Origin of the sequence: Enterobacter cloacae complex sp. 2022EL-00788 (genome assembly GCF_026627565.1) — a bacterium.
In the GTDB taxonomy this organism is placed as follows: Bacteria; Pseudomonadota; Gammaproteobacteria; order Enterobacterales; family Enterobacteriaceae; genus Enterobacter; species Enterobacter pasteurii.
Genome location: NZ_JAPNMC010000006.1, coordinates 161,478 through 178,755, shown reverse-complemented (window position 1 = coordinate 178,755; position 17,278 = coordinate 161,478). Strand labels below are relative to the sequence as shown.

Below are 17,278 nucleotides of genomic sequence, written 5' to 3'. Positions count from 1 at the left end.
ATGAACAAACTCATTTCGACACTGGAACAGCTACAGCTGATGCGTACTCGCGCGGTTGATGACCTGACCGTAAAGCTGGCCTCGCAAAAACAGCTCTGCCAGCGCTTTGAGAAGAACATTGATGCATTGACCTCGCTGGCATCAGGCCTCGTCACGCAGAGCGCGAACAGCGCCGTGCTGATGATCAACCAGTCAAAATATAAGCAAAATATTCAGCGGGTTATCGACTGGCAGAAGCAGGAGCAGGCGCTGGCTTCGCTGGAAGCGGCAAAGATTCAGGATAACCTGCTGGCCGAAGCAAAGCGGGAAAAAAGCCTTGCGATGGTGCTGGATGCCAAACGCAGCGACCAGCGGATGGCGTTAAGCCGCCGCGATCAAAAAATAACCGATTCTGTTTCTGTTCAGTGCTGGCTGCGCCAACGGCAGGCCGCCGCTCGCCAACGATAAATGTTATGACCACAACCTCTAAAAACACTCAGTCTTCCCTGATCTCAGCCCTGCTGGCGCGCCAGCAGCGTTCGCAGCCGCGGTCGACGCCGTTTGTCAGCGTCATCTGCCCGACTTACAACCGCCGCGAGTTTTTGCCCTATCTGCTCTATATCTGGCAGTACCAGGACTACCCGGCGGACAGGCGCGAACTGGTGATCCTCGACGATTCGCCGGCCAGCAACGCCGATCTCATCGATATGATGGTCGATCCGTCGCAGCCGAACGTACGGTATATCCACAGCCCGGAGCGGCTGACGCTGGGCAATAAACGTAACCGGCTCAACGCGCTGGCGAAGGGTGAATACATCATCTGTTTCGATGATGATGACTATTATGCGCCGGATAAGATTTCCCATCAGGTGGCGCAGATGCAGACCCACCGGGCGCTGTTTTCCGGCAGCGACCAGATTTATATCTGGTACAGCCATCTGGATAAAATCTATCTGACCCACTCCTTCGGGGCCCGCCACGCCCTGAACGGCACGTTCGGCTATCATCGTAACCTGCTGAAAAATCATCGTTATGATGATGAAGCGATGCAGGCGGAAGAGGTGGGATTTCTGAATAATTTCACCACGCCGGTGCAGCAGATTGACCCGAAGCGAACCATCCTCTGTATTTCGCACAGCAGCAACACCTACGACAAAGATTTCATTCTCGATAGCTCAACGCCGGTCGATCTTACGCTGGAGGACTTTGTCAGCGATCCCAACCTGCTGGCGCACTACCGCCGGCTTAGCACCGCGCCGCTCAATACGCGGGTGAACTGGTCGGTATTCGAGAAAATCGCCGTTCTGTATGACCCGCAGCAGGAAGCAACGCTGCCGACGCGATGTGAAGCGCTGCTGGCGCTGGGGGTAGAAGCCGGACAAATCTGGCCGGTGGCAAAAGTGCAGACGGGAACGCCGGAGGCCGCCGAACTGGCAACCCATATGCAGGTGCTGTCCCATGCCCAACAGCAGGGCTGGAAAAACGTGGTGCTGCTGGATGCCGGGCTGCGCTTTGTCAGAAAAGAGAATGCGATTCAGAACGTCAACAAACTGCTCGATGGCCTGGACCAGCTGGACTGGCAGGTGCTGCTGCTGGGTGGACGTTATGAAAACTTCACGCCAACCCGATCTTTAAAAGGAGTGGCACGTATCTTTAATGCGGGCTGCGCGTGCGCCTGTGCGGTGAATGCCGATTACTACCCTGTGCTGCTGGATGCCTATCGTCAGGCGATGGAGCAGAGCGTCAGCATCGATCGCTGCTGGGCGGTATTAATGAGCAAAAACGCGCTGTGGCTGGGATTCAGCCCAAGCTTCGCCTTCCTGCAACACTACCCGGACCCCAAAAGCGGCGAGCCTGTTGACTGTACGCACTGGTTCTTCCGTAAACACCGTTAACCCGCGACAGCCCGAAAGAGAACGAACATGGAACTGACTGAACACTACCAACCTGAATTTGTGTCACGTTTTGATGCGCGCGAGACCGCGTGTGAATGCCCGGCCTGCCGGAACGGCGGGGAGGGCTGGCCGCATATCAGCGTGAAGATGAAAAACCAGCAGCGTGAGAGCCTGGATATCGTTTGTGAAACGGCGGCCAAAGAGATGCTGTTCAATCCGGACGCGTTTATTTTGCATACCACGCAGAGGGCAGCGCAGGGCGAAGAGATGCTCTCTCCATGGAGCGAGACCCTCAATCAACAGTGCGTTAACCTCGCCATTCATCCGGCGCTGGCGCTGGAAGTGAGTCTGTACAGCATTGGCGTGCTGCTCAGTAAAGCGCAGCAATATCGGGATAACGGTGAGTGCGACCCGGCACTGCTGGTAAATATGGGAGAACAGCTGGCCGCGCTGGCGGAGCAGGGGGTGTTAACGCAGCAATTCGCGATGCTGCCCCCGATTATTGAGAACCGCGTGGCCACGCTGAAAGAGATGGGCACCCTGCGCCTTAATCTCAACCTGCCGATAGTGGAGAAGATGGGTATGGCGCTGAAGCTGAGCGAGCTGTCGATCATGCAGCCTTCGCGCCTGGCGGAACGTCTGCAGACGCTGGAAGCGGTATGGGCGGATATCAGCCTGTTTAACGAGCAGCCGCACATCCTTCGCAATGTGTTGATTTATCCGCTGTACAACGATGTATTCCCCGGCGTGAACTGCAGCAATTATGGCGAAGCCCTGCTGGGGCTGGCGCGACTGTTCTTCCACCTCAAAATGCTGTGCGCCATGCGCGCCGAGCAGGGCGCATTTGGCCAGGACGACGCGGCGTTGCTGATCGGTGCGCTACGCGGCTGGCAGCAGGAGAATCCATTTGCGACCGACGCGGCAAATACGGCGGATTACAGCCTGCTGTGCGGGCTGTCGCTGTTGTAATTCGTCGCGTTAATAAATTTCACTATATTGCCAGGAGTTTGCGTGTGAGAATTAAGGTTGATTTTCTCTTCCAGTGGGCACCAGGATGGTCAAATTATGCATCTGTTCTGGCTGCGCTGAAGCAGGATAATAATTTTATTTGTCGTCTGATTTTACTGCCATTTCATCATAGCGGCATAATAGATCATGAAAATGCAGAAGCTAAAGCTTTCCTGAATGCGCGTGGTATCGAGTGGATATGGCATGAAGATTATAATTATCTGAACGATAAACCAGACGTCGTTTTTATTCAGAATCCTTATGATTTTACGCGTCCGGAACGCTTCTCCTGCCGTGTTCTTAAAGAGAATTATATTAAATATGCTTATATACCTTATGGCCTTGATGTCGGGGAGGGAGAAACAAACCTTTCTTTCCAGTACGATATGGATTGCCATAATTTTGCGCAGTGGATATTCGTTCGTTCCGCTCAGCATAAGCGCTTATATAAACAGTATTGCAGGTCGGGTAACAAACATGTCTATGTTACAGGCCATCCGAAGTTTGACAGTCTAATGCTATGGCATAAAAAGACTAAAGAAGAACGAAAAGTACTTCTTTGGACGCCTCACTTTCAGGAAGGGGATCGCAAAGGGTGGTCCACGTTTAACATTTATTGTGACACAATGCTCTACATCGCGATGACCTATCCGGTGAATTTGATTATCCGCCCCCACCCGTTGTTTATTGGGCGATTAAACGCATTTGGTGGAGAAGCAGTCGATAAATTCTCACGTTTAGTTCAATATGCGAAAATCAATGATAACATCATTCTCGATTTCGACGCATCTTATGATACCTCCTTTTCACGTGCAGACGCGTTAATGGCTGATGCAGGGTCATTTTTACTGGAATATTTACCAACGCAAAAGCCAATTTTATATCTGACTCACGAAAGCTGTTTAGGGCTGAATAAAAGTGCCAGCTTTGTGCATAAAAAATATTATATCGCCCGTTGTGAACAGGATATCGATAGCTTTGTTAAAATGGTCCTTGAAGATGAGGATCCAAAAAAAGAAAAACGTCTTGCGGCGTTGCGGGAAAATTTCTTTATACCGCCAGTGAGTGCCGCAGATGAAATTCATCGTGTTCTTCTTGGCTATTTTGCAGCGAAAATTGCTAAAAAAACGCGCCTGTCGGGCGACAAAGCGGCTGTCATTAGCGAAAATGCTGTGCTGGATTTCTTTGAATCCAGAGCGGCGCAGAAGGAAGGTAGTCATCCCCTCACGATGACAATGTATCAATCTGTCGAGCTGGCGACGCAGCGGGATAAGCATGAAAAAACCCTTCTCCTGCCGAAGCTCCAGCTGACGTCCGATGCAAATGTGCTCGATATTGGTTGCGGTAATGGACGGTGGTATGAGGCGCTGCAATCTAAAGGCGTTCTTTATACGGGGATCGATTTTTCTCCCTCTCTGATTGCGATAGCAAAAGAGAAATATCATCAGGATCCGCGTAGCCATTTTTTTGTGAAGAAAGCATATGAGCTGTCTTCGGAACTGACAGCATCATCAGGGCGACCTTTTAGCCATATCATCATCGCGGGGGTTTTGATTTATCTAAATAATGATGAGGTTACTCAGATATTTGACAATTTAGCTAAGATTACCACATCGGGAACAATTATTATGATACGTGAGCCTCTGGCTATAAAAGAGCGCCTGACGTTAAAATCTCATTGGTCTGAAGAGTTGAAATCTCAATATAATGCGATTTATCGCACCGCAGAAGAATTGACGTCATACGTAAACCAATGTGCAGATACTCTTAAGCTGGAATTAATCGATACAGGGTTGATGTATCCTGACAATTTAAATAACAGAAAAGAAACTCAGCAGCACTACTTCATTTATAAAAGAAAATGAAAAAAAGTATATTTTGTTTTGATCTTGATGGCACGCTTACCCGTCGCGAGTTATTACCTCTTATTGCCAATGAGGTAGGCCTGGAGCATGAGTTTGATGTACTGACAAAGCTGACGATTGACGGCGCTATCAGTTTTGAAGAGTCATTACGCCTGCGCTTCGCTATTTTGAAGCACGTGCCGGTGAGCATAGTGCAAGATATCATTTTTAACGCTTCGTTATTTGATAATGTTATTGATTTTATCCGTCATTATCGCGAACGCTGCTTTATCGTTACGGGCAATTTAGATGTGTGGATAAAACCGTTAATGCAAAGCATTGGGTGTGATTACTTTTCTTCCCGTGTTCAGGAACTCAATGGCAAGCTGGTATCTCTTGACTATATATTGAAGAAATCGACCGCGGTGAATGCACTGCGAAAGAGATACCCAGACAGCAGGATTGTCGCCTTTGGGGATGGGCTTAATGATTATCCCATGTTTGAAACTGCAGATCAGGCTGTGGCGATAGGGTTAACCCATCAGCCAAGTCCTGTATTGATTGCGAAAGCAAATTATATAATTTATGAAGAGGATGCCCTGTGTCGTCTGTTAAACACGCTATAATTGCTGCTGCAGGCGTCGGTAGTCGCCTCGGATTAGGTAAAACTAAATGTTTGCTGGAAATTAATCACCGCCCATTAATAGCTTACCTTCTTAAGCTGCTGGACGATGTTGAAGATGTCCGTATCGTAATTGGTTTTCAGGAACAAGAAGTGATTGAAACTGTCCTTCGTTATCGTCGTGATGTGACGTTTGTACGCAACCCTGAATATCTTTCTACCTCCACATTAACAAGCTATTGGCTGGGATGTCAGGGTATTGACGAAAACTGTCTTTTTATGGATGCTGATATCATTTTTGACCCGGATGATTTTATTAGGTTTAAGAAATTTTGTGCCGGGAGTCACCAGGATAATATAATTGGAATTACGCGAGCTAAAACGCATGATGCTGTTTATGTATCACTTTATGATAATAGAGTAAATCACTTTAGTCGCGAAGTAAATACGCCATTTGAATGGGCTAATTTATGTTTTATTCATCCGCGATTACTGGCGCCTTTTGGCGATTCGGTTTTTCAACAACTGGAACAATATTTACCTCTTACAGCCCGAGAAATTATCGCTTTTGAAATAGACACAAAGGGGGATATGGAGTTGGCTATGCAGTCCAGTATTATTAAAGATGAATTATATTTTTCTGCGATTTAAATGGTCTTACTAATGCATTGAAAATATAGACCGTAAACGGTCTATATTTTTTTACCATCGACTGCCATTTTGTATAGAGCCCCATTTTACTGAAATACCATCTTCAAACTGATAAATGAGAGATAATATTAAATTAAGATTATAGGCTGTAACGTGAGTATGGTCTGTAACCAGAGGGGAGCATGTTTCGATGAGGTTGAAGTTAGGATATTTTTCAAAGAGCGGAAGATGAGGTTTTACCTCTGCTAAGAATTGCTTATCTTGTGGGGAAGTAAAAAGATAAATGTTTTTTTTCAGGGATTTATCATGCTTTATGATGCCGGGAAGATAGCGATCGAGAATGTAAGTTTTTTCTGGACTGATCTCCCCCATCATTGCTTGACCAACTGACTGCCAATAACCGTCAGCGACATAACTACCCAGACGGAATTGCGGTACGCAGGCGATAATATTTATTATTTTATGCTTAATACCATAGTAAAGCGATGCACTACCACCTTTTGATGCCCCTAATATTGATGTATATTTTGGCTTAACCACATCCATAGTTGCATTGATGAGAGTGCTGACACCCTGCTCAATATCAAAATTCATATTATTACAGAGATAATAAGCGGGTAGCCCATTAAAATCATCTTTGATCCATAAAATGGCTGAACGGCAATGCGTAAGCATAGTGAAATCATAGATCGTGGGGTCGGGGATATTAAATCCTGACATGACGATCAACAAATGCTGACAATCATACTTTGGCGGCTGAAATCGGTAATGAATTTCAACGCCAGAGTGGGTTTTAAATATATGCTCAGACACGTTCGGCATCACCCCTCCTGATACAACCAGTTCTCCGGCGCGCTGCTGTTCAGCAAATTCCCAAGGATCTCCTGCTGCATATTTATCAGCGCACCGTTGTAGTCGTTGGCGCGTTGACAGGCGGTAGCCTGCTGTTGGAGACCTTTCCAGAGGGTTGAAACGGTTGGCCGGTGGGTGGCGGGCAGGCGGGCGATCAGCGATTTTATGCCTTCGGCATTCGGAGTGATGCCCAGTTCGTTCAAAAGCTTATAGCGCTGTTGGCTATTTTTTGATAGCTGCTGGTAAATCGCCATCAGCTGCGCGTTGAGCGTTTCCAGCGCCGCGCTATCGCGGGCGACAATATGGCGGCGCTGTGTGTCGAGCAGGGCGGTCAGGGCGCTGTAGTGCTTGCGGTCTTCCGCCATATCCTGAATCAGGGTTTTAACGCGCTGGGCGGCGTTGGTCATAATTACCTCTGGAAATACTTCTGCATCGCCTCGGCCAGCGAATCAATATTGATGCTGATTTTGCCGCTGCTAATGGCTTCCTTCATTTCGGCGACACGCGCCATGTCCACTTCTGGCAGCGTGCTTAACTGCGTCTGCGCATCGCCCAGGACCGGATCGATGGCGGCGCTGCGCATCACGCGGGTACCCTCCTGCGCCACGGTGCACGTTTGTTCCGCGCTGCTGGCTTTATTAATTGCAGTGGTCAGGTTGTACTGCGGTGCTGCTACTTTCATCGCTTTGCCCTTTTACCTATCGTCTGTTCTGGTTGCGTATGAACCTTGCCCTGCGGAAGTCCTGCTTCCTGTGCCGTTATGTGTAAAGAGCGGCTATGGCGTGCGGTAACTTAAACAGGGAGGTAAGTTTTTTACCTGCCGCTGGCATACACCATATTCACCACGCCAACGTCGGCAACAATAGCGCTGACGATCCGTCCGCTGGTCTCATTTTTGACCTTAATGATCTCGCCTTTGCGTCCCTTCTTCATGGCTTCACCCATCGTTCTGGCTTCCACGCCGTTTTGTCCGGCAATCATCAGCACGCGCTGGCCGCGTTCTACCAGCAGCGGCGCTTCCAGCTGTTGAAGCGTAATTGCCTGCCGATCGCGTATGCGGCGCCTGACGGTCATCCCGATGATGTCGTCTGGCTGGGTCAGATATTCACCGCGCATATTGCTGACGTTGAGCTTTTTAATGGCGATGCTGTCGGGAGTGATGACGTGACCGCGCTCCAGCGTGGCGCTGGCGACGATTGCCGGCAGGTAAATATCTGGCTTTACGGTAACCGGAATATCCCAGCCTCCGGGGCCCGCGCAGCGCACGTCAAACCGCAGGCGATTGATGTCAAGGCGGTCGCCGCCGGGAAGAGAAACGGCCAGTTTTTCAGGGCATGCCGCGTACTGTGATACTTCACCAGGAATAAACAGATTCATTTTCGCCTGATAGTCAGGCCAGCGACGGCGCTTTGCCTCCTGGCGAATGAGATCCGACGCGTGGTGCTGGACGGTGGCAAAAACTTGCTTGCGGGCGCTGATGGCAGGGGCGACATCGGCCAGCGCGATAACTGAAAACGACAGCAGGAAAAACGCCATCAGAAAGCGGAAATACCGTTTCACCCTGACGCTTAAAAAAAGAGGAAAAACATTGTAAATCATAAACTTAAAACCTTGGCATGAAAGTTGCTATGAAAACGCAGAGCATGCAGGTTTAAGCATCACGAGGGTGTGAATTGTGAGTATTACTTTTGACAAAGCATTGGGCGTTCATCCACAGGCTGTAGCACTTCGACTTTCCCGAGCAGAGCTGCTTTCAGCCAATCTGGCAAACGTTGATACCCCTAACTTCCAGGCTAAAGATATTGATTTTGCCTCCGAGATGCAACGTTCACGGTCGAGTTTTTCCTTTTCGTCTGCCCCGCAGGAGATGTATCGGGTGCCTTACCAACCGTCTTCCGACGGCAATACCGTTTCACTGAACGTCGAGCAGGCGGAGTTCGCGAAGAACACCCAGGACTATCAGATGAGCCTTGCCTTTTTAAACATGAAGTTCACTGGCCTTAAAAAGGCCATTGACGGTAAGTAACCCAACGCAGGTAACCACGAAATATGGCTTTTTCGGATATTTATCGCGTTTCGGGATCGGCGATGACGGCGCAAACCGTTCGTCTTAATACCATCGCCAGTAATCTCGCCAACGCAGAAACCGCCTCTGCTACCGAAGACGGCACCTATAAAGCGCGCCGTCCGGTATTTGCTGCGGTGTATAAAAATGACGAGTTGATGAACCATCAGGCCTTAACCGGTGCGCGCGTGCAGGTGATGGACGTCGTTGAGACCGGTAACGCGGTACAGCGCTATGAACCGCACAACCCGATGGCCAATCCCGACGGCTATGTCTACTACCCGGACGTCAACGTGGTGGAAGAGATGGCGGATATGATGTCGGCATCACGCGGTTTTGAAACCAACGTGGATGTGCTGAACAGTGTGAAAAGCATGCAGCAAAGCCTGCTGCGACTTGGAGAAGCATAAGCATGGATATGAACGTAGACGGCGCCTACGCCAAAAGCCGTTCCGGCAGTACAACGGACGGCATTGCCAGCAACCAGTCCGCCTCCGGCATGAACACCATGTTTATGCAGCTTCTGGTCGCGCAGATCCAGAACCAGGATCCGCTCAACCCTACCGACGGTACCGAGTACGTGAGCCAGCTGGCCCAGCTTACCCAGGTGCAATCAATGGAAACCATGTCGCAGCTGATGGCGAACAATTCCGTGCTGATGGACAACCTGCAAACGCTGACTACCGGCAATCTGGTGGGACAGCACGTGATGGTGCAGACCGATTCGGTGAACAGCGATGGCGAGAGCGTGCTTGACGGACGTCTGACGCTGGAGCACGCCGCCGGCGTGGTGACGGTGATTGCCAAAGATGCCGCCGGCATTGAACACAAAATTGAGCTGGGCAAGCAGGAAGCGGGGCAGGTGGATTTCACCTTCGACCCGGAAGCGCTGGGGCTGAGCGAAGGCAAATACACCCTGAGTGTGGTGACCGATACCGGTGAAGAGAAAGTGCCGCTCGAAATGGGCGGGGTGGTAAACAACGTGCGCATTCCTCTCGACGGTAGCCCGACGGTACTCAATATCGACGGTCTTGGCGAAGTCGCCTACAACAACATCAGCCAGTTTGGCACTGCCTCCAGGAACAAAGCCTGAAGTGAATCAGGATATTAATTAAACAGGAACGATTATGAGCTTTAGTATTGCAACGTCCGGTCTGAATGCGATTACCGAGCAGCTGAGTGCTATCTCTAACAATATTGCCAACTCCGGTACCGTGGGGTTTAAATCCGGGCGCGCGGAGTTTTCCGCGCTGTACGCCGAAAGCCAGCCGCTGGGCGTGGGCGTAACTGCCGTTACCCAGAGCATTACCAAAGGGGGAAGTATTACTTCCACCGGTACCGCGCTGGATCTGGCCATCAACGGTAATGGCTTTTTTATGGTTCGCGATAGCGCAGGTACTACCGCCTATACCCGCGCGGGCTACTTCGGCACCGACAGCAACGGTCATCTTGTCAACAACAAAGGGATGTATCTTCAGGGTTATCCTGTCGATGCCAGCGGTACGCTCCAGGTGGGTACTATCGGCAACCTGACGATCAGCAGCGGTTCGATTCCGGCAAAAGCGACGGAAAGTATCGCTTTTACCGCCAACATGGACGCGCGCGCGGACGTTCCGGCCACAACGCCATTCAATCCTAAAGACAACACCTCCTATAACAACTCCTACACCACTCAGGTTTATGACTCCCTGGGCCGTGAGCACACCCTGAATCAGTACTTCGTGAAAACCGGCGAAAACGCCTGGGAAGTGCACTACTACATGGACGATACGCCGGTGACCAGCGGCGGTACGGAGCAGGTACAGAAGCTGACCTTTAACAGCCAGGGCGTGCTTACCGATCCGAGCGGAGCAGTCACGCTGACCGCGGATGTTGCGGGCGCTAATCCCATTACGCTAGACATGACCTACGGCGGCACCAGCCAGTATGGTTCTGATTTTTCCGTCAGCAAAAACAAAGGCGACGGCTATGCCTCCGGCGAACGCACGGGCCAGGCAATCGATCAGGACGGCTGCGTTTATGCCACCTTCTCTAACGGCGAGCGTTTGCTGCAGGGGCAGCTGGTGCTGGCGAACTTCGCTAATCCGAACGGCCTGTCCGCGCAGGACGGTACAACCTGGTCACAAACCGCCAGCTCTGGCGCGCCGCTGACCGGCACGCCGGGTACCGGCCTGCTGGGTTCTGTTGTTTCCGGGGCGCTGGAGTCGTCAAACGTCGATCTGACCGCCGAACTGGTCGGGCTGATGACCGCCCAGCGAAACTATCAGGCGAATACCAAGGTGATCAGCACCAACGACAGCATGATGACCTCGCTCTTCCAGGCGGTGTAATCGATGGATCGCCTACTGTTCACCGCCGTCAGCGGCGCCTCGCGAAGCCTGACGCAGCAGGAAATCCACGCGAATAACCTGGCGAACGTTAATACTCAGGGGTTTCGTAGCGATCTCGACAAAGCGCTCACGCAGCAGATCGGCGGCGAGGGTTATGCCTCGCGTTATCTGGCGCAGCCCACGCAGGGCGGCGTCGATATGACGCCGGGAGCCATGCGCGAAACCGGGCGTGACCTGGATATTGCCGTGAAGGGCGACGGCCTGATTACGCTGCGCAGCGGCACTCGTGAGGTCTATACGCGTAACGGCCAAATCGACATCAACGCTGATGGCGAGCTGTCAGTCAGCGGCCTGCCGCTGGAGGGCGATAACGGCCCGATCGTGCTGCCGCCTTACTCCTCCATCTCAATCGGCGAGGATGGGGTAATCACCATCGTGCCGGAGGACGGCGACATCGCCGCCCCGATGGATATTGACCGCGTGAAGCTGGTGAATATCCCCGCCAGCGAGCTCAGCAAAAACGAAGCCGGTTTCTTGATCACCAGCGCGGCGTTTAATCCGCGTGACGAAGAGGTGAAGGTGGCCGCCGGACATCTTGAATCCGCCAACGTGTCGGCCATCAACGAAATGGTCTCCAGCATTGCGCTCAATCGCCAGTTTGAAGCGCAGATCAAGATGATGAAAGCCGCTGAAGATCTCGCAAACGCCGGTAACCGGCTGATTCGCGGCACCTGACAACACATTTGAGGAATACAGATGAATCCCGCTTTATGGATCAGTAAAACTGGGCTAGCGGCGCAGGACGCCAAAATGACCGCCATCTCCAACAACCTGGCGAACGTCAATACCACCAGTTTTAAACGTGACCGCGCCATGTTCGCCGATCTGTTCTACCAGAATCAGCGCACCCCGGGCGGCCAGCTCGATCAGGACACTATCTCACCGACGGGCATCCAGTTCGGTACCGGCGTCAAGATTGTCGGTACCCAGAAAGAGTTCACCGTCGGCAACATCCAGAACACCGGGCAGAGCCTGGACGTGGCGATTACCGGGCAGGGCTTTTTCCAGGTGGAAACGGCCAACGGTGATATCGCCTATACCCGCGCCGGTAACCTGCAAAAATCGCCTGAAGGCGTGCTGACGAACGCGCAGGGGCTGCCGCTGATCCCGCAAATCGAACTGCCGGATAACGTGAAGGATATTCAGATCGGCAAAGACGGCACCATCACCGCGACGGTCGCGGGTGAAACCGATCCGATTGAACTGGGGCAGCTGACGCTGGTGAATTTTGTCAATCCGGCCGGTCTCGAGGCTGTCGGCGGCAACCTCTATCGTGAAACGGCCGCCAGCGGTGAAGCGGTGGAAGGCGTTCCCGGTGAAGAGGCGTTTGGCCAGCTGGAACAGGGTTCGCTGGAAGGCTCCAACGTGCAGGTTGTTGAGGAGATGGTCGATATGATCACCGTCCAGCGCGCCTATGAAATGAACGCCAAAATGGTTTCTGCCGCTGACGACATGCTGAAGTTTGTCACGCAGTCGATGTAACGGCAGAGCGGTAAAGTGAAAGAGATGAAAAAGCAGGTAGCGATAGGTTTACTGGCATTCATGCTGCTGGGCTGTGAAAGTCCGGCGCTGTTGGTACACAAAGACGATGCGGCGTATGCGCCACCGGAAGACTTCGCCATGCCGGATACGCATGTTCGCGGCGGTGGGGTCTATAACAGCGGCTATAACTGGTCGCTTATTCAGGATCGCCGCGCCTATCGCGTTGGCGATATCCTGACCGTTAAGCTGGACGAATCCACCCAGGCGAGCAAGCAGGCGCGAACGAACTTTGGCAAGAAGAATGACGTCTCGCTCGGCATCCCGGAGGCCTTTGGCCACTCGGTGGATAAGCTGTCCGGGTCGGTAGATGGTAACCGTAACTTCAACGGTAGCGCCACGTCGCAGCAGCAAAACAGCCTGCGCGGGGCGATCACCGTGGCGGTTTATAAAGTCTTGCCCAACGGCGTGCTGGCAATCCGCGGCGAAAAATGGCTCACCCTCAATCAGGGAGATGAGTACATGCGGGTAACCGGCCTCGTAAGAGCCGACGATATTGAGCGCGATAACTCCGTCTCCTCACAGCGTATCGCCAACGCGCGTATCTCCTACGCCGGACGCGGCGCGCTGAGTGATGCAAACGCGGCCGGCTGGCTGGTGCGCTTCTTTAACCATCCCCTGTTCCCTATCTGACGGAGTCGAGCGTGTTTAGACGAATTTTACTGCTCCTGTGCCTGTACAGCCTTGGCGTTGCTGCCCAGCCTTTGCGCGATGTGGTGGACATTCAGGGGGTACGTGGTAACCAGCTGATCGGCTATAGCCTGGTAGTGGGTCTGGACGGAACCGGGGATAAAAACCAGGTGAAGTTCACCAGCCAGTCGGTCACCAATATGCTGCGCCAGTTTGGTGTCCAGCTGCCGGCCAAAATTGACCCGAAGGTGAAAAACGTCGCGGCCGTCGCCATTAGCGCCACGCTGCCGCCGGGCTACTCGCTCGGTCAAACCATTGACGTCACCGTCTCTTCCATCGGCGATGCCAAAAGCCTGCGCGGTGGAACGCTGCTCCTGACTCAGCTTCGCGGTGCCGACGGTGAGGTGTATGCCCTGGCGCAGGGTAATGTGGTCGTGGGCGGCGTGAAGGCGGAAGGCAATAGCGGCTCCAGCGTTACCATCAATACGCCAACGGTAGGCCGCGTACCGAACGGCGGTTCGGTGGAACGTGAAATCCCGAGCGATTTCCAGCAGGAGCCGACGGTGATGCTGAACCTCAAGCGGCCGAGCTTTAAAACCGCCAACGCGGTAGCGGTAGCGCTGAATAACGCGTTTGGGGCAGGAACGGCGACGGCCCAGAGCGCCACCAATGTCTCCGTGCGTGCCCCAATGGGGGCGGGCGAGCGGGTGGCTTTTATGTCGTCGCTTGAAGATGTCCAGATCAACGCCGGCAAGCAGCCGCCGCGGGTGGTGTTTAACGCCCGGACCGGCACGGTGGTGATCGGCGATGGGGTGATCGTCCGCGCCGCGGCGGTTTCTCACGGCAATCTGACGGTCACCATTCGCGAATCCGCAAACGTCAGCCAGCCCAATGCCTTTGGCCGTGGACAGACGGTGGTGACCCCGCAGAGCGACGTTGACGTTAATCGCGGACGTGGGCAGATGGTGACCATCTCAGCCGGAACCAGCCTGCGCAGCATCGTTAATACCCTTAACAGCCTGGGCGCCGCCCCGGACGACACGATGGCGATTCTGCAGGCGCTGCACGAGGCGGGCGCCCTGGATGCTGAACTGGTGGTGATGTAATGCTGAATGCGATTAACCGACAAACCGCTATTCTGCCGGGTGATATTACCGGCCAGGTAAAGCCGCAAACGCTCGAACAGGCCGCCGGGCAGTTTGAGGCGCTGATGCTGCGCTCAATGCTATCGCAAATGCGTAAGGCCTCCGACGTGCTGGGGGAAGATAACCCCTTCAACAGCAAACAGCAGCGCATGATGCGCGATTTCTATGATGACAAAATGGCGTCAGAGCTGGCCTCCCAGCGCAGCACCGGCATTGCTCAGATGATTATTAACCAGCTTTCCCCGCAGGTGACGGCCCCGCTTAAGAATCAGGTGGAAGCGGCCGCTTTACAGGGACAACCGCAGGAACGCCATTTGCAGTCGTTCCAGATAACCGAAGGACAGGAGTAAGCCATGAGTATGTTCGATATCGCCTATAGCGGACTGCAGGCGGCTAACATGGGGATGCTCGTCTCGTCGATGAACGCGAATAATGTGCTGACGGCAGGCTATACCCGTCAGGGAATTGTTCAGAGCGCCATCGGCCCGATGGGCGAGGCCGGGCTCTCGCCGGGCAATGGCGTACAGGTTGACAGCATCCGCCGCATCTCCAGCCAGTACCTGGTGAACCAGGTCTGGCAGACCAACACCAAAGCCAGCTACTACAGTATGGGTAATGAGTACATCAGCTCTCTGGAGAAGGTTATCGGTACCGACTCGACGAGCCTCGGAACGGGTCTGGATGATTTTGTCAGCGCCCTGAGCGCCCTGACGCAGCAGCCGGAATCTCAGGCGCTGCGCCAGCAGCTGTTGAACCAGGCAAAAACGTTCTCTACCCGCTTCAACAGCATGAACAATTTTATCTCCAGCCAGAAAGAGTCCATCAACACGCAGCGTGGGGCGATGGTTGATCAAATCAACACCCTGAGCGGCAACATTGCCGAGTACAACAAGAAGATTGCTGCGATGGATTCCACGGGCGGTAACAGCAGCGTACTGCGCGATCAGCGTGACGAGCTGGTGAAGACGCTGAGCTCGATGGCGGACGTCAAAGTGACCGACGACAGCAGCGGCTATACCGTCTCGTTAAGCAACGGTCAGCCGCTGGTGAGCGGCAAGACGGCGGGCACGCTGAGCACCGGTAAGGACAGCAACGGCAATACCACGTTGACGCTGAAATTTTCGAACAGCGAGTTTTCCCTGAACCCGTCAACCGGCGGCCAGCTGGGCGCCCTCTACGACTATGAAACCGGTACGCTGGGGCAGATGAGCGACGCCGTACAGGGCATGGCGAAAGCGATGGCAGACATGTTCAATACGCAGCTGGAGAAGGGTTACGACCTGAACGGCCAGCAGGGGAAACCGCTGTTTACGTTCGACGCAACGAACCCGGCGGGTATCCTGCAGGTGAACGATTTGTCTCCCGACGAGCTGGCGCTCTCCGGCGATCCGAAAGAGCCGGGCAATGGCGACAACCTTAACGCCCTGCTTGAGCTGAAAAACCAGAAAACCGATATCCCGGGCCTGGGCAACATGAGCCTGAGCGAAGGGGCGGCGGCCATTATCTCGACCATCGGTATCGCCAGCAAGCAGAGTAAAACCGAAATGGATGCGGCCGTCGCGGTAAGGGATGATGCGCAAACGCAGCGCGATAAACTGAGTGGCGTGAATCAGGATCAGGAGGCGATGAACCTGCAGGCCTACATGCAGGCGTATCAGGCGAGCATGAAGGTGATTTCCACCGGCAACCAGGTGTTTAGCGATCTGCTAAGCATGTTTTAAGCGCAACCACGGAATCTGATATATGCGAGTAAGCAGCCTTTATCTCTATAACGCCATGATGTCGCAGATGGGTATCAATGGCACCCAGATGGGCAAGTTGCAGGAACAGCTGATGACACAAAAGCGCGTTAACGTGCCGTCAGACGATCCGGTTATTGCCAGCCGTCTGGTACAGCTTAGCCGCGAGCAGTCGGCGATTAAGCAGTATCAAAGTAACATCACCAGCCTGAGCGGCGCGCTGTCGGTGCAGGAATCCCATATTACCGCCCTCAGCAACCAGGTGCTGTCCGTGAGCGATAAGCTTAAGCTGGCCAATAACGGTTCGCTGAGTCAGAAAGATCTGGCGAGCTACGGTGCGGAGCTGGGATCTATGCTGGACTCGCTGGTGGCGACGATGAACAGTAAAAACGAAAACGGGAGCTACCTGTTCTCCGGCACCATGACCGACAGCAAAACCGTAACGCTGGACGCCAACGGCCAGTACGTTTTTGGCGGCAACGAGAAGTCCCGTGAAACCACGGTGGCAAACGGCGTCAGCATTACCGAAAACACCAATATTTCCCACGCGTTTTCCAGCTCGGGCAACGATCTGGATATGCTGAACAAGCTCAAAGCGCTGAGTGAGAAAATGCAGGATCCGAACGCCAGCCTGACGGATTACCAGGACGACCTGACGGCGATGATCGATATGACCCAGACGACCAGCGATAGCCTGGGGGCGCTGTTTACCGATCTCGGTGGCCGTCAGAACCGCCTGACGCTGATTAACGATGCGCATACCGACGTCAGCCTGTCGAACGGCCAGCTAGAAACTGACCTTAATGAGGCTCCGACGGCGGAGTCTTACACGAAACTCCAGCTGTACAATACCTCGGTCCAGATCTCGTATAAGGCCTACAGCATGGTCAGCAATCTCAATCTTTTCAGTATGTTGTAA

21 protein-coding genes are annotated in these 17,278 nt (G+C 53.1%); 17 read left to right on the top strand and 4 right to left on the bottom strand.

Annotated features, from left to right (window positions below; all coding sequences use genetic code 11):
- The 6 genes from fliJ to OWK27_RS11555 are packed head-to-tail and all read left to right on the top strand — an operon-like array spanning position 1 to position 5,999.
- A complete protein-coding gene (fliJ, locus tag OWK27_RS11580) occupies positions 1-447 on the top strand; it encodes a flagellar export protein FliJ (protein WP_267590422.1) in 447 nt (148 codons plus the stop codon).
- Between the two features lie 5 nt (positions 448-452).
- On the top strand, positions 453-1,874 hold the full coding sequence (locus OWK27_RS11575; RefSeq protein ID WP_267590421.1) for a glycosyltransferase family 2 protein: 1,422 nt from the start codon (positions 453-455) through the stop codon (positions 1,872-1,874).
- Between the two features lie 27 nt (positions 1,875-1,901).
- Entirely contained in the window at positions 1,902-2,843 is a 942-nt protein-coding gene (locus OWK27_RS11570; RefSeq protein ID WP_267590420.1) for a hypothetical protein, read from the top strand.
- A 44-nt stretch (positions 2,844-2,887) separates the two neighbouring features.
- The gene (locus tag OWK27_RS11565; RefSeq protein ID WP_267590419.1) at positions 2,888-4,747 is read left to right on the top strand and encodes a class I SAM-dependent methyltransferase; all 1,860 of its coding nucleotides are present in this window, start codon (positions 2,888-2,890) and stop codon (positions 4,745-4,747) included.
- Positions 4,744-5,352: an HAD family hydrolase gene (locus OWK27_RS11560; protein ID WP_148420458.1), complete on the top strand. Its 609-nt coding sequence runs from the start codon at positions 4,744-4,746 to the stop codon at positions 5,350-5,352. The genes OWK27_RS11565 and OWK27_RS11560 overlap by 4 nt, the downstream gene beginning before the upstream one ends.
- The gene (locus OWK27_RS11555) at positions 5,328-5,999 is read left to right on the top strand and encodes an NTP transferase domain-containing protein (RefSeq protein ID WP_267590418.1); all 672 of its coding nucleotides are present in this window, start codon (positions 5,328-5,330) and stop codon (positions 5,997-5,999) included. Before OWK27_RS11560 ends, OWK27_RS11555 begins: the two co-directional genes overlap by 25 nt.
- A gap of 51 nt (positions 6,000-6,050) precedes the next feature.
- Here OWK27_RS11555 and OWK27_RS11550 read toward each other — a convergent pair whose 3' ends face one another.
- The 4 genes from OWK27_RS11550 to flgA form a co-directional block, all read right to left on the bottom strand.
- Positions 6,051-6,821: a hypothetical protein gene (locus OWK27_RS11550; RefSeq protein ID WP_267590417.1), complete on the bottom strand. Its 771-nt coding sequence runs from the start codon at positions 6,819-6,821 to the stop codon at positions 6,051-6,053.
- Entirely contained in the window at positions 6,821-7,258 is a 438-nt protein-coding gene (locus OWK27_RS11545; RefSeq protein WP_267590416.1) for a flagellar protein FlgN, read from the bottom strand. Before OWK27_RS11545 ends, OWK27_RS11550 begins: the two co-directional genes overlap by 1 nt.
- A 2-nt stretch (positions 7,259-7,260) precedes the next feature.
- Positions 7,261-7,533 (bottom strand): flagellar biosynthesis anti-sigma factor FlgM, encoded by a 273-nt coding sequence (gene flgM, locus OWK27_RS11540; protein ID WP_148420462.1) that lies wholly within the window; start codon positions 7,531-7,533, stop codon positions 7,261-7,263.
- Positions 7,534-7,664: 131 nt separating this feature from the next.
- Positions 7,665-8,450: a flagellar basal body P-ring formation chaperone FlgA gene (flgA, locus tag OWK27_RS11535; protein WP_267590415.1), complete on the bottom strand. Its 786-nt coding sequence runs from the start codon at positions 8,448-8,450 to the stop codon at positions 7,665-7,667.
- Positions 8,451-8,526: 76 nt separating this feature from the next.
- Here flgA and flgB point away from each other — a divergent pair, with 76 nt between their 5' ends.
- From flgB to flgL, 11 genes are read left to right on the top strand one after another with little or no spacing between them, the layout of a single operon-like run.
- Entirely contained in the window at positions 8,527-8,877 is a 351-nt protein-coding gene (flgB, locus tag OWK27_RS11530) for a flagellar basal body rod protein FlgB (RefSeq protein ID WP_176609057.1), read from the top strand.
- 23 nt (positions 8,878-8,900) lie between these two features.
- The gene (gene flgC, locus OWK27_RS11525; RefSeq protein WP_059310347.1) at positions 8,901-9,326 is read left to right on the top strand and encodes a flagellar basal body rod protein FlgC; all 426 of its coding nucleotides are present in this window, start codon (positions 8,901-8,903) and stop codon (positions 9,324-9,326) included.
- 8 nt (positions 9,327-9,334) lie between these two features.
- Positions 9,335-10,009: a flagellar hook assembly protein FlgD gene (gene flgD, locus OWK27_RS11520; RefSeq protein WP_148420487.1), complete on the top strand. Its 675-nt coding sequence runs from the start codon at positions 9,335-9,337 to the stop codon at positions 10,007-10,009.
- Positions 10,010-10,043: 34 nt separating this feature from the next.
- The gene (gene flgE, locus OWK27_RS11515; protein ID WP_193355382.1) at positions 10,044-11,246 is read left to right on the top strand and encodes a flagellar hook protein FlgE; all 1,203 of its coding nucleotides are present in this window, start codon (positions 10,044-10,046) and stop codon (positions 11,244-11,246) included.
- A 3-nt stretch (positions 11,247-11,249) separates the two neighbouring features.
- The gene (locus tag OWK27_RS11510) at positions 11,250-11,981 is read left to right on the top strand and encodes a flagellar basal body rod protein FlgF (protein WP_267590414.1); all 732 of its coding nucleotides are present in this window, start codon (positions 11,250-11,252) and stop codon (positions 11,979-11,981) included.
- A gap of 21 nt (positions 11,982-12,002) precedes the next feature.
- Positions 12,003-12,788 carry a flagellar basal-body rod protein FlgG gene (gene flgG, locus OWK27_RS11505; RefSeq protein WP_148420467.1) on the top strand — a complete coding sequence of 262 codons (786 nt, stop codon included), beginning with the start codon at positions 12,003-12,005 and terminating at the stop codon, positions 12,786-12,788.
- Between the two features lie 24 nt (positions 12,789-12,812).
- Positions 12,813-13,478 (top strand): flagellar basal body L-ring protein FlgH, encoded by a 666-nt coding sequence (gene flgH, locus OWK27_RS11500; RefSeq protein WP_267590413.1) that lies wholly within the window; start codon positions 12,813-12,815, stop codon positions 13,476-13,478.
- A gap of 11 nt (positions 13,479-13,489) precedes the next feature.
- Positions 13,490-14,581, top strand: a complete 1,092-nt coding sequence (locus OWK27_RS11495; RefSeq protein WP_176609053.1) for a flagellar basal body P-ring protein FlgI — start codon at positions 13,490-13,492, stop codon at positions 14,579-14,581.
- Positions 14,581-14,970: a rod-binding protein gene (locus tag OWK27_RS11490; RefSeq protein WP_176609052.1), complete on the top strand. Its 390-nt coding sequence runs from the start codon at positions 14,581-14,583 to the stop codon at positions 14,968-14,970. Before OWK27_RS11495 ends, OWK27_RS11490 begins: the two co-directional genes overlap by 1 nt.
- Before the next feature lie 3 nt (positions 14,971-14,973).
- The gene (flgK, locus tag OWK27_RS11485) at positions 14,974-16,341 is read left to right on the top strand and encodes a flagellar hook-associated protein FlgK (RefSeq protein ID WP_267590412.1); all 1,368 of its coding nucleotides are present in this window, start codon (positions 14,974-14,976) and stop codon (positions 16,339-16,341) included.
- Between the two features lie 22 nt (positions 16,342-16,363).
- Positions 16,364-17,278, top strand: a complete 915-nt coding sequence (gene flgL, locus OWK27_RS11480) for a flagellar hook-associated protein FlgL (RefSeq protein WP_242174392.1) — start codon at positions 16,364-16,366, stop codon at positions 17,276-17,278.

Bases quoted from the DNA above. Each gene is read 5' to 3' on its own strand.
- fliJ (WP_267590422.1), top strand. From the start codon at position 1: ATGAACAAACTCATTTCGACACTGGAACAGCTACAGCTGATGCGTACT.
- OWK27_RS11575 (WP_267590421.1), top strand. From the start codon at position 453: ATGACCACAACCTCTAAAAACACTCAGTCTTCCCTGATCTCAGCCCTG.
- OWK27_RS11570 (WP_267590420.1), top strand. From the start codon at position 1,902: ATGGAACTGACTGAACACTACCAACCTGAATTTGTGTCACGTTTTGAT.
- OWK27_RS11560 (WP_148420458.1), top strand. From the start codon at position 4,744: ATGAAAAAAAGTATATTTTGTTTTGATCTTGATGGCACGCTTACCCGT.
- OWK27_RS11550 (WP_267590417.1), bottom strand. From the start codon at position 6,821: ATGCCGAACGTGTCTGAGCATATATTTAAAACCCACTCTGGCGTTGAA.
- OWK27_RS11545 (WP_267590416.1), bottom strand. From the start codon at position 7,258: ATGACCAACGCCGCCCAGCGCGTTAAAACCCTGATTCAGGATATGGCG.
- flgM (WP_148420462.1), bottom strand. From the start codon at position 7,533: ATGAAAGTAGCAGCACCGCAGTACAACCTGACCACTGCAATTAATAAA.
- flgA (WP_267590415.1), bottom strand. From the start codon at position 8,450: ATGATTTACAATGTTTTTCCTCTTTTTTTAAGCGTCAGGGTGAAACGG.
- flgC (WP_059310347.1), top strand. From the start codon at position 8,901: ATGGCTTTTTCGGATATTTATCGCGTTTCGGGATCGGCGATGACGGCG.
- flgD (WP_148420487.1), top strand. From the start codon at position 9,335: ATGAACGTAGACGGCGCCTACGCCAAAAGCCGTTCCGGCAGTACAACG.
- flgE (WP_193355382.1), top strand. From the start codon at position 10,044: ATGAGCTTTAGTATTGCAACGTCCGGTCTGAATGCGATTACCGAGCAG.
- OWK27_RS11510 (WP_267590414.1), top strand. From the start codon at position 11,250: ATGGATCGCCTACTGTTCACCGCCGTCAGCGGCGCCTCGCGAAGCCTG.
- flgG (WP_148420467.1), top strand. From the start codon at position 12,003: ATGAATCCCGCTTTATGGATCAGTAAAACTGGGCTAGCGGCGCAGGAC.
- flgH (WP_267590413.1), top strand. From the start codon at position 12,813: ATGAAAAAGCAGGTAGCGATAGGTTTACTGGCATTCATGCTGCTGGGC.
- OWK27_RS11490 (WP_176609052.1), top strand. From the start codon at position 14,581: ATGCTGAATGCGATTAACCGACAAACCGCTATTCTGCCGGGTGATATT.
- flgK (WP_267590412.1), top strand. From the start codon at position 14,974: ATGAGTATGTTCGATATCGCCTATAGCGGACTGCAGGCGGCTAACATG.
- flgL (WP_242174392.1), top strand. From the start codon at position 16,364: ATGCGAGTAAGCAGCCTTTATCTCTATAACGCCATGATGTCGCAGATG.